This is a genomic window from Streptomyces sp. NPDC050704 (assembly GCF_040654355.1).
Classification (GTDB): domain Bacteria; phylum Actinomycetota; class Actinomycetes; order Streptomycetales; family Streptomycetaceae; genus Streptomyces.
Genome location: NZ_JBFAHW010000190.1, coordinates 1 through 12,627, shown reverse-complemented (window position 1 = coordinate 12,627; position 12,627 = coordinate 1). Strand labels below are relative to the sequence as shown.

14 protein-coding genes are annotated in these 12,627 nt (G+C 69.9%); 9 read left to right on the top strand and 5 right to left on the bottom strand.

Annotation, left to right across the window (positions count from 1 at the left end; genetic code table 11):
- Positions 1–300: 300 nt before the first annotated feature.
- On the top strand, positions 301–1,644 hold the full coding sequence (locus AB0I18_RS49465; protein ID WP_363112426.1) for an MFS transporter: 1,344 nt from the start codon (positions 301–303) through the stop codon (positions 1,642–1,644).
- Entirely contained in the window at positions 1,641–3,023 is a 1,383-nt protein-coding gene (locus tag AB0I18_RS49460; protein WP_363112425.1) for a prolyl oligopeptidase family serine peptidase, read from the top strand. The genes AB0I18_RS49465 and AB0I18_RS49460 overlap by 4 nt, the downstream gene beginning before the upstream one ends.
- Positions 3,024–3,148: 125 nt before the next feature.
- Here AB0I18_RS49460 and AB0I18_RS49455 read toward each other — a convergent pair whose 3' ends face one another.
- The 3 genes from AB0I18_RS49455 to AB0I18_RS49445 all read right to left on the bottom strand — a co-directional run bounded on the left by AB0I18_RS49455 (position 3,149) and on the right by AB0I18_RS49445 (position 4,846).
- Positions 3,149–3,343 carry an antitoxin gene (locus AB0I18_RS49455; protein WP_363112424.1) on the bottom strand — a complete coding sequence of 65 codons (195 nt, stop codon included), beginning with the start codon at positions 3,341–3,343 and terminating at the stop codon, positions 3,149–3,151.
- A gap of 135 nt (positions 3,344–3,478) precedes the next feature.
- Positions 3,479–4,234 (bottom strand): ribonuclease H, encoded by a 756-nt coding sequence (locus tag AB0I18_RS49450; protein ID WP_363112423.1) that lies wholly within the window; start codon positions 4,232–4,234, stop codon positions 3,479–3,481.
- A 57-nt stretch (positions 4,235–4,291) separates the two neighbouring features.
- Positions 4,292–4,846 (bottom strand): GNAT family N-acetyltransferase, encoded by a 555-nt coding sequence (locus AB0I18_RS49445; protein ID WP_363112422.1) that lies wholly within the window; start codon positions 4,844–4,846, stop codon positions 4,292–4,294.
- 102 nt (positions 4,847–4,948) lie between these two features.
- Between AB0I18_RS49445 and AB0I18_RS49440 the strand changes: the two genes are divergently transcribed.
- The 5 genes from AB0I18_RS49440 (at position 4,949) to AB0I18_RS49420 (ending at position 8,644) form a co-directional block, all read left to right on the top strand.
- Positions 4,949–5,896: a MurR/RpiR family transcriptional regulator gene (locus tag AB0I18_RS49440; RefSeq protein WP_363112421.1), complete on the top strand. Its 948-nt coding sequence runs from the start codon at positions 4,949–4,951 to the stop codon at positions 5,894–5,896.
- 323 nt (positions 5,897–6,219) lie between these two features.
- A complete protein-coding gene (locus AB0I18_RS49435) occupies positions 6,220–6,603 on the top strand; it encodes a hypothetical protein (RefSeq protein WP_363112429.1) in 384 nt (127 codons plus the stop codon).
- A gap of 197 nt (positions 6,604–6,800) precedes the next feature.
- The gene (locus AB0I18_RS49430; protein ID WP_363112428.1) at positions 6,801–7,502 is read left to right on the top strand and encodes a TetR family transcriptional regulator; all 702 of its coding nucleotides are present in this window, start codon (positions 6,801–6,803) and stop codon (positions 7,500–7,502) included.
- 157 nt (positions 7,503–7,659) lie between these two features.
- Positions 7,660–8,067, top strand: coding sequence for a zinc ribbon domain-containing protein (locus tag AB0I18_RS49425; protein ID WP_363112420.1), 408 nt, complete (start codon positions 7,660–7,662; stop codon positions 8,065–8,067).
- 67 nt (positions 8,068–8,134) lie between these two features.
- Complete coding sequence (locus AB0I18_RS49420; protein WP_363112427.1) at positions 8,135–8,644, top strand: DinB family protein; 510 nt, start codon at positions 8,135–8,137, stop codon at positions 8,642–8,644.
- A gap of 100 nt (positions 8,645–8,744) precedes the next feature.
- Here AB0I18_RS49420 and AB0I18_RS49415 read toward each other — a convergent pair whose 3' ends face one another.
- Both AB0I18_RS49415 and AB0I18_RS49410 read right to left on the bottom strand, forming a co-directional pair.
- Positions 8,745–9,389 carry an NAD(P)H-dependent oxidoreductase gene (locus AB0I18_RS49415; RefSeq protein WP_363112419.1) on the bottom strand — a complete coding sequence of 215 codons (645 nt, stop codon included), beginning with the start codon at positions 9,387–9,389 and terminating at the stop codon, positions 8,745–8,747.
- Positions 9,390–9,432: 43 nt separating this feature from the next.
- Positions 9,433–10,140 carry a DsbA family oxidoreductase gene (locus AB0I18_RS49410; protein ID WP_363112418.1) on the bottom strand — a complete coding sequence of 236 codons (708 nt, stop codon included), beginning with the start codon at positions 10,138–10,140 and terminating at the stop codon, positions 9,433–9,435.
- A 106-nt stretch (positions 10,141–10,246) separates the two neighbouring features.
- Here AB0I18_RS49410 and AB0I18_RS49405 point away from each other — a divergent pair, with 106 nt between their 5' ends.
- Both AB0I18_RS49405 and AB0I18_RS49400 read left to right on the top strand, forming a co-directional pair.
- Entirely contained in the window at positions 10,247–10,666 is a 420-nt protein-coding gene (locus tag AB0I18_RS49405; RefSeq protein WP_363112417.1) for a helix-turn-helix domain-containing protein, read from the top strand.
- 627 nt (positions 10,667–11,293) lie between these two features.
- A complete protein-coding gene (locus AB0I18_RS49400) occupies positions 11,294–12,523 on the top strand; it encodes a hypothetical protein (RefSeq protein WP_363112416.1) in 1,230 nt (409 codons plus the stop codon).
- Positions 12,524–12,627 lie beyond the last annotated feature (104 nt).

Here is a 12,627-nt window from a genome sequence, read left to right as displayed (position 1 = left end):
GCTCCCCCGGGGGAGCGGTCGCGCGGGCCGTAGGGCTGCCTGCCTGTCTCCGCGGCGGGCGGTGACCGAGATGCCGGGTTAGTCAGGTGGGCCGGGCAATCCAGACAACTGACCGCCACACCTGGCCCGAGGTCGCGCGGCGCCATCTGGCGTTCTGCCGCTCGCCGCGCCGAGCCCGACCGGTGCACGCCTGTATGGCGGCTCGGACATCTTCACAATCCCATGTTGCGCAGAATATTGACGACCGATGCTGAATTGCCTAACTTCACTGTGCCCGCCTCCGTCACAGGGAGTCCGTTCATGCATGCGCCGCCCCAACCCCCCGACAACCAGACCCAGTTGCGCCGAGTCGCGCTCTCCGGAATGCTCGGCACCGCCGTGGAGTTCTACGACTTCCTCGTCTACGGCACCCTCGCCGCCCTGGTCTTCGGCGAACTGTTCTTCCCGCGGGCGGACCCGGCCGTCGGCACCATCGCCGCGTTCGGCACCTTCGCGGCCGGTTACGTGGCACGGCCGCTCGGCGGCATGATCTTCGGGCACTTCGGCGACCGGCTCGGCCGCAAGAAGATGATGCTCACGACGATGGTGATGATGGGCCTCGGCAGCTTCCTCATCGGCCTGCTGCCCACCTACGACACCATCGGCGTCTGGGCCCCGGTGCTGCTCGTCACCCTCCGCGTGGTGCAGGGCATCGCCATCGGCGGCGAGTGGGGCGGCGCCACCCTGATGGTCGTCGAGCACGCGGGCGAGAAGCGCCGCGGCCTGTGGTCCAGCGCGACCCAACTCGGCGCCCCGCTCGGCTCGGTGCTCTCCGCCGGAGTCGTCACGCTCGTCTCGACACTCCCCGACGACCAGTTCCGCTCCTGGGGCTGGCGCATACCGTTCCTGCTCAGCCTCGCCCTGCTGGCTCTCGGCATGTTCGTCCGTCTGAAGATCGCGGAGAGCCCGCTGTTCGCCGCCGTGAAGGAGGACCGCCGCGAGGCACGGATGCCGCTGGCCGAGGTGCTGCGCCGGCCGAAGCCGCTGTTCCTCGCCTGCTCCGTGGGCATCGGCGCGTTCGCCGCGCAGTCCCTGCTCACCAGCTTCATGATCACGTACGCGGTCGACAATGGCTACACCCGCTCGCAGGTCCTCACCGCGGTGACCGTCGCCTCCTGCGTCGCCCTCGTCGTGCTGCCGCTCGCCGCCGGGCTCACCGACCGGGTCGGCCGCCGCCCGGTCGTCCTCACCGGCGCCCTCCTCTCCGCCGCGCTCGCCTTCCCCGTCATGGCACTCGTCGACTCAGGCAACCCCGGCCTGCTCATCCTCGCTCTCGTGCTCGGCCACGGTGTGGCCCAGTCGACGATGTACGGGCCGCTGGGCGCGCTGCTCACCGAGATGTTCGGCACCCGCGTCCGCTACACCGGCGCCTCGCTCGGCTACCAGATGGCCACCCTGATCGGCGCCGGCTTCTCACCGCTGATCGCCGGCAGCCTGGTGGCCGCGAACAACGGCAGCGGCACACCGCTCGCCGTGCTGCTGTGCGCGGGCGGCGCCGTGACCGCGCTGGCCGTCTGGCGGATCCGGGAGACGAACCGCGACGAACTCACCGAGCGCACCGAAACCCAGCCCGCATCCCCCACCCCTGAAGGGATCCCTTCATGAACCGACGTCTGCTGATCGCGGTCGCCGTCCTGCTGATGGCGACCACCGCCCCGGCCCGCGCCGCCACCTCCACCGCCGAGGACGTCCACGTCGAGGGCACCCTCGCCTCCGGCGCGACGTACGTCATGGACGTCCCCGCCGGCTGGAACGGCACCGTGCTCCTGTTCAGCCACGGCTTCCGGCCGCCGGGCGGGCCGAACCCGGCCCAGAACGTCACCGACGCCGCCACCCGCGCCCTCCTGCTCAAGGACGGCTACGCGCTCATCGGTTCCTCGTACGCCATCACCGGCTGGGCGGTGGAGCACGCGGTGCCGGACCAGCTGGCGACGCTGGACGCGTTCACCGACCGGTTCGGGAAGGCCGAGCGGACGGTCGCGTGGGGCCAGTCCTACGGCGGCCTTGTCACGACCGCGATCGCCGAACGCCAGGCCGGCCGCATCGACGGATCGCTGTCCATGTGCGGGCTGGTGCACGGCGGCGTCGCCAACTGGAACAACACCCTCGACCCGATCTTCGCCCTCAAGACCCTCCTCGCGCCCGACGCCTCGATACCCCTGGTCGACTTCCAGGACCAGGCCGCCGCGACAGCCGCCGCCGGCACACTGAGCGGCGTCGTCACCGAGGCGCAGAACTCCGTGAACGGCCGCGCCCGCATCGCCCTCGCGGCAGCCCTGCACAACATCCCCGGCTGGAACGACCCCTCCCAGACCCGCCCGGCCCCCGACGACTGGACCGCCCAGCAGGCCAACCAGTACCCGGCGGTCAGGGGCCTCCTGGCGACCGCGGCGTTCAGCTGGCGCCAGAGCACCGAGGTACTGGCGGGCGGCAACTCGTCCTGGAACACCGGCGTCGACTACGCCGAGCTGCTGCGCGCCTCCTCCGGATACGAGGAGGTCAAGGGGCTCTACAAGGCCGCCGGACTCTCCCTCAAGCACGATCTCAAGACGCTCAACAGCGCCCCGCGCATCAAGGCCGACAAGAACGCGGTCGACTGGATGAGCCGCACCAGCGCCTTCACCGGCAAGCTGACCAAGCCTCAGCTCACCATCCACACCACGGGAGACGCCCTCGTCCCGGTGCAGACCGAGAGCGCCTACAAGCGGGCCGCCACCGCGGGCGGCTCACGGCACCTGCTGCGCCAGGCGTACGTCGAGAACGCCGGCCACTGCTCCTTCAGCCCCGCCGAGCAGGTCGGCGCCCTGGACACGCTGAACAACCGGCTCGACACGGGCCGCTGGGGCGACACGGGAGCAAAGACCCTCAACTCCCGGGCGGCGCAGGCCGATCCGACCACTCCGGCCCGCTATGCCGCGTACCGGCCCACGCCCTACCTGCGCCCCTACGACCTGGCCCATCCGGGCGACGCGTACCGGCCCTGACGGGTCGCGCCCGAGGAGGGGAAATCGGTGCCGGTACGGGCCGGTCCCACACGGGGACCGGCCCGTAGGCCGTGGCGAGGTAAGGGGAAGCCCCTGGGCCCCGCCGACCGTGCTCGACCACGGTGTCAGGTCTGCGGCGGCCGGTCCTGGTCCGGGTTGGTGCCGAACTGGTCGTTGAGCTTGTCCTGGGCCGTGTCGACCTGGCCGCTGTACTTGCCCTGGGTCTTGCCGTCCACGAAGTCGCCGCCCTTTTCGACGCCCTTGCTCGCCTGGTCCTCGTGACCCTTCAGCATGCCCTTGATCTTGTCCAAGACGGACATAAGCCATCCTCCTGATCAGTTCACCCCCACCCATCCAGGGTCACCGCAGGCGGCGGGTTTCGCATCCGGACGAGGAACCGGCCGGGCACGGAGGCGGGCTCGCGCCGACCGGCGCCCTGCCCCCGACCAGGGGTCTTACGCCTCCGTGCGGCACTCCGGGTGGCCCCAGCCGTCGGCGTTCTTGGCGATGGTCTCCCCCGCGATGTAGGCGCGGCCGCAGCGGCAGCGCCCGGGGAACTTGGCCTTCAGCGTGCGGGAGGACGAGGAGGACCGCGAGGACGAGGAGGACCGCGAGGACGAGGAGGACCGCGAGGACGAGGAGGAGGCCGACGAGGACGGGGCGGCGGACGAGGCGCGCTTCCGCGAGGGAGCCGCCTTCTTGGCCGCGGGAGACTTCGGCGGCTCGGGCGATCCCTTCCCGCTTCCCGCCGGCTCCTGGACGAACGCGGCCTGGCTCGCGGCCCGGTCGGCGAAGTCGTTGAGGGCGTCCCCGTCGACCTGGTGCGCGGGTACGTACCGGAACTCCACCGAGCGCCCGGTGAGCAGCTCGTCGATGCGTACCACGAGGTCCTGGTTGGCCACCGGCTTGCCCGCCGCCGTCTTCCAGCCCTTGCGCTTCCACCCCGGCAGCCAGGTCGTGACCGCCTTCATCGCGTACTGGGAGTCCATCCGGATCTCCAGCGGCACACCAGGCTCCACGGCCGCCAACAGCCGCTCCAGCGCGGTCAGTTCGGCGACGTTGTTGGTCGCGGTCCCGAGCGGTCCCGCCTCCCACTCGGTGGGAGTTCCCGTCCCGTCGGCGATGACCCAGGCCCAGCCGGCGGGCCCGGGGTTTCCTTTCGACGCCCCGTCACACGCGGCGATTACGCGTTCAGCCATGCGCCTGATCATGCCAGTGCCGGGTGCCGTTCAACGAAACCGCGGGTCGTACGCGGCTGGTCGCGCACTTCACCGCGCGCCTGAAGGGGCGCGTCCCGCCGCATAGCAGCGGACGGACACCGTCTGGTCCGAGCTCCACTCCTGCTCGACCGTGGCCAGGAGTTCCCAGCCCAGCCGCTCGTAGAGCGCTGCCGCCGCCGTGTCGGTCGCGACGACGTCGAGCACGGAGTGCAGGCCCCGCCGTTCCGCTTCCTGTACGGCCCGGGCCATCAGCAGCGCGCCGATGCCGTGCCCGCGGGCCTCCGGCGCGACGAACAAGCGGCTGACCACCGCTGTCACCTCCCCGCTCACGCCTTCGCGAGCGCACCACAGCCCGGCGGCCAGGTCGTCCGGTTCGCTGCGGGACAGACCGATGTGGCCGACGAGCCGGCCGTCGAGTTCCGCGACCCAGGCCGTCAGCAGGGCTGGCCGGCACAGCCACTCGCCCGGCCGGTCGGGCCAGTTCACCGGATAGCCGTCGCTCTCGTGGACCGCGGCGAGCACCCGTACGCACGCGTCGAGGTCGCCCTCCCGCCGCGGCCGGACCGCGTCCCGGCGGGACCCGCCACCTTTCTCGCTCTTCACCGTGCCATGGAAGCACGGCCCGGATCCCGTACGGGCGGCGGCCTTCCGACCACGCGCAGCTGTCCCTCGGACCCCCCTGCGGGTGAGTTATGTTGAACCGCAGTGGGACATGAAGGAGGCGCACCGGTGGCATCGCCGCAACAGGCACGCGCACAGGCGTCCGCGATCAGCTCGGGGAAGCCGGTCCCGGAGGCGGAGGCCGCTCCCACCACCAGGCTGCGGGCCCTGTTCGACCGTCCCCGGCTCTCCCCCGGGCAGCGCCGCATCGCCCAGTACCTGATCGAGCACATCACCGAGGCCGCGTTCCTGTCGATCACGGATCTCGCGGAGCGCGTGGGCGTGAGCCAGCCCTCGGTGACCCGCTTCGCGACGGCGGTGGGCTTCAGCGGCTACCCCGCACTGCGGGAACGCCTCCAGTCGATCGCGCTGAGCAAACTCGCCAGCACGCCCGACGCCGCCGAGGAGGCCCGTCCCAACGAACTCCAGGCGGCCGTGGACGCCGAGATCGACAACCTGGAGAACCTGCGCCGCGACTTCGCCGATCCCGACCGTGTCATCGAGACCGGCCGCGCACTGTCGCAGTCGGCCCCGCTCACGGTTCTCGGCCTGCGGATCTCCGGTTCACTGGCCGAGTACTTCGCCTACGCCGCCCGCCGTATCCACCCGGACGTCCGGCTGGTGACCCGGGGCGGCAGTGTCGCGTACGACGCCCTGCTGCAGTCCCGCGAGGCGGGCGGCACGTGGGTGCTGGCCTTCACCATGCCCCGGCACGCGCACGAGACACTGACGGCCATGCGGGTCGCCCGGCGCGCGGGGCTGCGCGTCGCCCTGGTCACCGATCTGGGGCTCGGACCGCTGGCCGACGAGGCCGACGTCGTGTTCGCCTCCGGCACCGGCTCGCGTCTCGTTTTCGACTCCTACGCCGCGCCCGTCGTGCTGTCGGCGGCTCTGCTCCAGGCCATGACCGACGCCGATCCCGAGCGCACCCAGGCCCGCCTGGAAGACTACGAACAGGTCGCCGACGAGCACGCCTTCTTCCTGAAGGACTGACTCGAGGACTGACTCACGGACCGGCCTTCTACGGCCCTTCTCCGGCATATGACGACAGGTGTCCGCAAGGCATGATTCAGCCGTACCTCCACATGAATTTTTTCATACCCTTGCTTACCGGACGGTATATATGAATACTTCTGGCTGATCGGGATCCGGTGGGGTCCTGGTCAGCCCGGGAATGGCGCTCCCTTCTCGCATCGGACCCGGGCGCACCGAACGGGCACCGCTCGCGCACGCCCGTGGCGGCCCCGGTCAATCCCCTAACCGGGGCCGCCAAGAACGACCCGAACCACCCGCCGGCCACCTCGGAAGCGATGACCATGTCCCTGACGTACTCGCCCATCAGCACGGACTGGCCCTGCCAGGTCAAGACGCCCGGCAACCGTGAATGGGAACGATCGGCGGCCAAGTGGCTGCGCGAACTGGTGCCCGCCCGCTACGCCAGCTATCCCCTGCTGATCCGCCAGCCCGTCCTGCTCGCCCGGCACGCGCAGATCCAGCTCCAGCAGGAGATCCGGGTCGTCCGCACCGCCCTGCACAGCGCGCGCGCCGAACTGCCCTCCCTCGGGATGCCGGAGTCCGTCATCGAGCACACGATCAAGCTGTACGCGGCCGAGCTCACGCAGCTGAACCACATCGCCCGGGGCGTCCGCGTCGTCACACAGGCCCTGGTGGACGCCCACAACGTGCGGCACGGCCACTGAGCCGCCGCGTCCGTCCGCCGGGCCCCAGCTCGGCGCCTTCGATCACGTGACGCCCGCCCTCGTCGGCATCATGGCACTCAGTTCCCTGCCACGAGCGCACTGAGTGCCGCTTCGCCCCGTCCGATGCTAGGTTCCCCTCCATGAGCGAGGCACCCCGTCCCGACCTGGCGGCCGACGTGACGATCCCGAAGCCGCCGATGCGGGACTCCCTCGTCGCGGCGGCGTTCCAGCTGTTCCTGGAGCGGGGGTACGAGCAGACCACCGTCGACGACATCGTGACCCTCGCGGGCGTCGGACGCCGGTCCTTCTTCCGGTACTTCCCATCCAAGGAGGACGTGGTCTTTCCGGACCACGAGCGCTGCCTGGCCGACATGACCGAGCTCCTCGGCAGGAGCGGCGACGCGGACGACCCGGTGGCGCAGGTCTGCGACGCCGCCCGCCTCGTGCTGCGCATGTACGCCGAGAAGCCGACGTTCTCCGTCCAGCGCTACCGCCTCACCCGGAAGGTCCCGGGACTGCGGGCGTACGAACTCTCGGTGGTCTGGCGGTACGAGCGCGCGCTCGCCGAGTATCTGCGCGGGCGCTTCGCGGGCCGGCCCGACGGGACACTGCGGGCCGACGTGATCGCCGCGGCCGTGGTCGCCGCACACAACAACGGGCTGCGCTCCTGGCTGCGTTCGGACGGCCGGAGCGACGCGACCGCCGAAGTGGACCACGCGCTCGCCCATGTCCAGCAGATCTTCGGCACGCCCGGCTCTTCCGCCGAGACCGCCGGTTCCGCCGCTCCAGCCACTCCCGCCACCGAAGAGGACGTGGTGGTCGTCATCTCGAAGCGCGGTGCGCCGATGTGGCGGGTCGTCCAGGAGATCGAGACCACGTTCGGACGGGACCCCGGCTGATACCCAGCCGAGTCGGCGGCCGATCCGGCGGCTGACTTTCCGGCCGATTGAGGGTACCGAGTGCCTTCACAAGTGGCACTGCGTGCCATACGCTGAGAATCGTGCACGGCGGTTCGTGCACCTTCGGATTCCGGCCCAGGCGCAGGGAGATGACATCGTGTTCCACCGACGAAGCGGGACCACGACGGGCGTACTCGACGCGGAGGCGGCGACGCCGACCGCTCCGGTCCAAGAGGGTCTCTCCTACCAGCGCTGCCGCTGGTGCGGGACCGCCATGTTCCACCGGTTGCTCTGTCCGGTCTGCGCGGGCAGCGACCTTCGTACGGAACGCAGCGCCGGCCTGGGCGTCATACGCCACACGACCGTCGTCCAGCGCAACACCCCGGCCGCACGCAACGTGTCCCTCGTCGAACTGGCGGAGGGATTCACCGTCCGGGGCCGGGTCTCGGGCCCGCTCGTGGCGATCCGCACCGGCGACCGCGTCCAGCTCACCACGGCGGCGGACCCGGTGCGCCGCGAGCCGGTATTCAAACTCTGCGAGGAGCCCTTCTCCGGCTGGTACTGACGCGCGCGGGCGGGGTCGCGGGGCACACTGGCAATGACAGGTGCCCGAGCTGAACGCGGAGGAACCCATGCACGCCAAGGACGTTCTCGTCGACGCGTACGGTCGCATCCAGGAGGAGGTCCACGCCGTCGTCGACGGCCTCGCCTCCGACGATCTCAACTCCCGTCTCGACGACCGGGCCAACTCGATCACGTGGCTGGTCTGGCACCTCACCCGCGTCCAGGACGACCACGTCGCAGATGCCTTCGGCCTGAAACAGATCTGGTTGTCGCAGGACTGGGCGGACCGTTTCGACCTCGGCCTGCCCCGCCGGGACACCGGCTACGGTCACACTCCGCAGCAGGTCGCCAAGGTCCGCGTGGACTCGGGCGACCTGCTGGTCGGCTACTACGACGCCGTCCACGAGCAGACACTGTCCGCCCTGCGCGAGCTGCGCGCCGAGGACCTGAACCGCGTCGTCGACGAGACCTGGTCACCGCCCGTGACTCTGGGCGTCCGCCTGGTCAGCGTCCTCTCCGACGACCTGGAGCATGTGGGCCAGGCGGCGTTCGTACGGGGCGTCCTCGGCCGCCGTTGAGGCCACCACGGGAATTCACTCGTCGACTCTGTTCGTTCCGGTGCGGTCGCTGCCCCCGGGAACGAGCAGGGCAGTCGTAGGGACCACCTGGCGAGAAAGATCAGGCGGCAAGCGGGGTGCCGATGGCGGTGGCCAGGCGGCGGGCCTGATCGTGGGCGTTGGCCATGGACGCCTCGTGCTTGGGCAGGAGCGAGGCCAGGGCGGGAGTGTGCGGGGCCGCGGTCAACTCCGGTGTCACCGTGGTGAGGTCCAGGCCGAGCAGTTCGTCCCGGCCGAGTACGGCCTCCAGAGGGGGGACAACGTAGTCCAGACCCTCCCGGGGCGCGCCAGGGCCGTAGGCGCCACCGCGGGCGGAGATCAGCACGGCCGGGCGACCGGCGGCGGGCGAGGGGCCGCCGTGGATCACGGTCCGGTCGAAGACGATGAGCTGATCCAGCCACGCCTTGAACACCGAGGGCATCGTGAGGTTGTACATCGGCACGGTGAAGAGGTAGGCGCCGGCGCCGAGGAACTCCTTGATGAGTTCGTCCTGAAGAGCGGCGGCCGATGCCTGCTCCGGGGTGTGCCGGCCCGGGTCGGTGACGCGGGCGGTGACGCCCGCGGCGCTCAGGTGCGGCACAGGAGCGGCAGCCAGATCGCGGTGAACGACCTCGCCCTGCCAGACGTCACGGAAGGACTGGGCAACCTGACGGGAGACGGACGCCTCGTCGAGCGAGGAGGAGTCGATGTGCAGCAGGTACGACATGGTGGACCCTTTCGGAAACTGGTGTGCGTGATGGTGCGGTGGTTCACGGGCGGGTGGGGACGGCGCAGCCGTCGGGGCCGCAGGCCGGCGCGTCGCCGCCGGGTGCCACGGCGACCGGGTGGGTCTCGTCCCACGCGGTCCGTAGCAGCCCGAGCAGGGCGTCGCTGCCCTGAGCACCCGGCACGGCGTACCGGCCGTCGATGACGGTGAAGGGGGCCCCGGTTGCCCCGAGCCGCCGCGCCTGGTGTGCGTCTTCCTGTACCTGACGGCGGTAGCGCCGGTCGGCGAGTACCTGGCGAGTCCGTTCGCGGTCCAGGCCGAGCTGGTCGGAGAACCCGAGCAGGTCGTCGAGCGTGAAGATCGACTCGGCCTTGCCGAAGTAGGCGCGGAAGATCATGTTCCAGGCTTCGCCGTTCTTGCCTTCGGCGGAGGCGTGAGCCAGGAACTCGTGGGCCAGGTCGGTGTTCCCGACTCGGTTGTCCACGACCCGGTAGGGGGCCAGGCCCTCGGCGGCGGCCATGCCTTCGATATCCGGTACGCCGGCCTGCCCGGGGACAGCGCCGTACTTGGCCAGCACAACTTCGCGGACGCTGAGCGTGCGGTCCTCGGGGAGACCACTGCCCAGCGGGAACGAACGGTGGACCACCTCTACGTGGCTGTTGTGCTCGAATCGCTCCACGGCCCGGTCCAACCGATGGCCGCCCAGGCCGCACCAGGGGCAGGTGATCTCGGACCAGATCTCGACCTTCATGGCCTGACCTCCAATTCCTACTCTTTGTTCGTAACGCCATGATGAGCCAGTATGGAAGGCGATACAAAACGCACATCGGTGTGCGCGACGGAGAGGAACGGGCGCTATGCAGGACAGTGCGGATATCGGGATGGCGGCTGCGGTCGGGCCGTGCGCGAGCATTCCCGCCGATCACATGGTCTTCATCCGCCAGGTGCTCGACCGGGTGGGCGACAAGTGGAGCATGTTGATCATCACCGTCCTGGAGGGCGGCCCGATGCGCTACACCGACTTGCAGCGTCAGGTCCCGGGCATCTCCCAGCGCATGCTGACCCACACCCTTCGCCAGCTCACCGAGGACGGGTTGATCAGCCGTACCGCCTACGCCGAGGTGCCACCGCGCGTCGAGTACGCGCTCGCCCCGCTCGGCGGCGGCCTGAACGAGATCGTCAAGCAGCTGATCGGTTGGGCGGCCGCCCACCACGACGAGATCCGCACCAACCGTTCCCGTGCCGGCACCGCCGCCTCCGCCGCGTCCCGGTCCTGAGCTTGGCGTTTAACGTGGCAGGTCACTCGACCTGCTGAGATCCCCGGGAACCGGCGGCACGTGACGCGGCCGTTCTTCACGCTTCGAGATGTCGAGTAACGAGACCGGAAGGACCTGGAGCCGATACGCTCCAGGAGATCACGCAAGGTCACCAACGGGCTGGGTTCCTCACGAAACCAGCGAAGTTGGGAGCCCTCCAGTTCCGAGAGCCTGAGCGCGCATGAGTGCCCCTTCGGGGCCACTGGGACGGCTATCCCTGGCGGAAGAACTCCTGCACTGGACGCCAACACGGCCTGGTCATCGCCATTACGACGCGGTGCTACGTCCCGTCGGCGTTAAGGGCTCCACACCCAGATCCCCGCCAGGGGCGTCACGGTCAGTAGTGATTCCGGAGCCGGATTGCTCAACTGGCGACAGTTGAATACGCGAGCCCACCAGTACCGGGGCCGGGAACAGAACAGGGATAAAGCAGGACACGGCGCCGCGAAGAGGTACGGGCCGACGCCTCTGTCACACCAACCTCTTGACGGCATAGAAAGCCCTTGCCAAACTCACCGCCCGCTATAGAAAACGCTTGCTGCGGCATTCGTCGCAGGGCGCGGAACCCCCACAACAGGAGAAGCCGAGATGGGACGCAGAGCCGCACCTCACCTCATCCGCAAGAGCTTAGGGACCCGCCGGAGGCTGGCCGGTGCCACCGTCGCGTGCGCCACCGCCGTGCTCACCGCGGCAGCCCTGCTGACGGCCCCCGCGAGCGCCGCGCCGGAGTCGACCGATGCCACCGCGGCCCCGCGGCAGGCGGCGGCAGCATGCGGCGAGGGCTCGTACCAGGCCGAGGCCGTGCTGAACGGCAGCACCTGGACCGCCCGGCGCGGCAGCAGTGTCGTCTACACCGGAAGCGACATGCGGGCCGCCATGCAGGCCGCCGTCAACAGCCTTACCTCGGGCCGCACTTCGAAGGAACGGGTCGTCGTACGCGGCTCGGGCAGTATCGGCGCCGGGTCCAGGGTGTCCCTGCCGAGCTACACCGTGCTCGACGTCTGCGGCACGATCAACGTCACCGGATCGGGCTCCGGCGACCAGGCCCCGGTCTACGCACGCGGCGCACGCGACATCGAGGTCCAGCACCTGAACCTCACCGGCACCCCGCTGTACGGCATCTTCATGCGCAACGTCACCAACGTCGTACTCGGCCAGATCGACATGCGCCTGTCGCGCGGCCTCGGCGTCCGCATCGACAACCGGGGCGACACCAGCCAGTGGACGAAGAACGTCCGCATCGACAACGTGTACGTCTCCGGGGCGAGCAGCCACGCGGTGGAGACGTACGGAGTCGACGGCATCACCATCGGCACGGTCACCGCCCGCAACGTGGGCGAGTCCGGCCTCCTGCTGAACCAGACCATCAACGCCACCGTCACGAAGGTCGACGCGGACGGCGCGGGTGCCGGTACCGGTTACGCGGCCTTCCGCATGGCCAACCGCAACGGCCGGGTGGGCAGCGGCTATCCGACCAACATCCGGGTCGGCGAGGTCATCGCACGTGGTGGCGGGCGCGGGGTCTTCTGCGTCTCCGAGAGCGGCGGCGCGACCATCGACCGCGTCACCATCTCCAACACCGGCAACAACGCGGTCCTGATCGAGAACTGCTACAACGTGAACCTCGCCGCCCAGAGCGGCAGCGTCACGGGCGGCGGCGAGATCCGGCTGGCCGCGCGCTCGGAGTTCCCGAACAACTCCGACATCATCATCCAGAACCTGAGGGTGACGAACTCATCGATCAGGGAGAGCCCCTGCGGTAACAACACCACGTTCCGCAACAACACCCTCGTCAACAGCAGCCAGACCATCTGCTGACATACCGGCTCTTCCGGAAAGACGACGTCGGGGGGGGGGGAGCGGGGGGGGGCCCCCCCCCCCCGCGAGTCGGAAAAACAAACAAAAAAACAAAAACAAACAAC

Coding starts and splice junctions, on each gene's coding strand:
- AB0I18_RS49460 (WP_363112425.1), top strand. CDS start 1,641: ATGAACCGACGTCTGCTGATCGCGGTCGCCGTCCTGCTGATGGCGACC.
- AB0I18_RS49405 (WP_363112417.1), top strand. CDS start 10,247: ATGCAGGACAGTGCGGATATCGGGATGGCGGCTGCGGTCGGGCCGTGC.
- AB0I18_RS49400 (WP_363112416.1), top strand. CDS start 11,294: ATGGGACGCAGAGCCGCACCTCACCTCATCCGCAAGAGCTTAGGGACC.
- AB0I18_RS49410 (WP_363112418.1), bottom strand. CDS start 10,140: ATGAAGGTCGAGATCTGGTCCGAGATCACCTGCCCCTGGTGCGGCCTG.
- AB0I18_RS49465 (WP_363112426.1), top strand. CDS start 301: ATGCATGCGCCGCCCCAACCCCCCGACAACCAGACCCAGTTGCGCCGA.
- AB0I18_RS49415 (WP_363112419.1), bottom strand. CDS start 9,389: ATGTCGTACCTGCTGCACATCGACTCCTCCTCGCTCGACGAGGCGTCC.
- AB0I18_RS49430 (WP_363112428.1), top strand. CDS start 6,801: ATGCGGGACTCCCTCGTCGCGGCGGCGTTCCAGCTGTTCCTGGAGCGG.
- AB0I18_RS49455 (WP_363112424.1), bottom strand. CDS start 3,343: ATGTCCGTCTTGGACAAGATCAAGGGCATGCTGAAGGGTCACGAGGAC.
- AB0I18_RS49420 (WP_363112427.1), top strand. CDS start 8,135: ATGCACGCCAAGGACGTTCTCGTCGACGCGTACGGTCGCATCCAGGAG.
- AB0I18_RS49450 (WP_363112423.1), bottom strand. CDS start 4,234: ATGATCAGGCGCATGGCTGAACGCGTAATCGCCGCGTGTGACGGGGCG.
- AB0I18_RS49435 (WP_363112429.1), top strand. CDS start 6,220: ATGTCCCTGACGTACTCGCCCATCAGCACGGACTGGCCCTGCCAGGTC.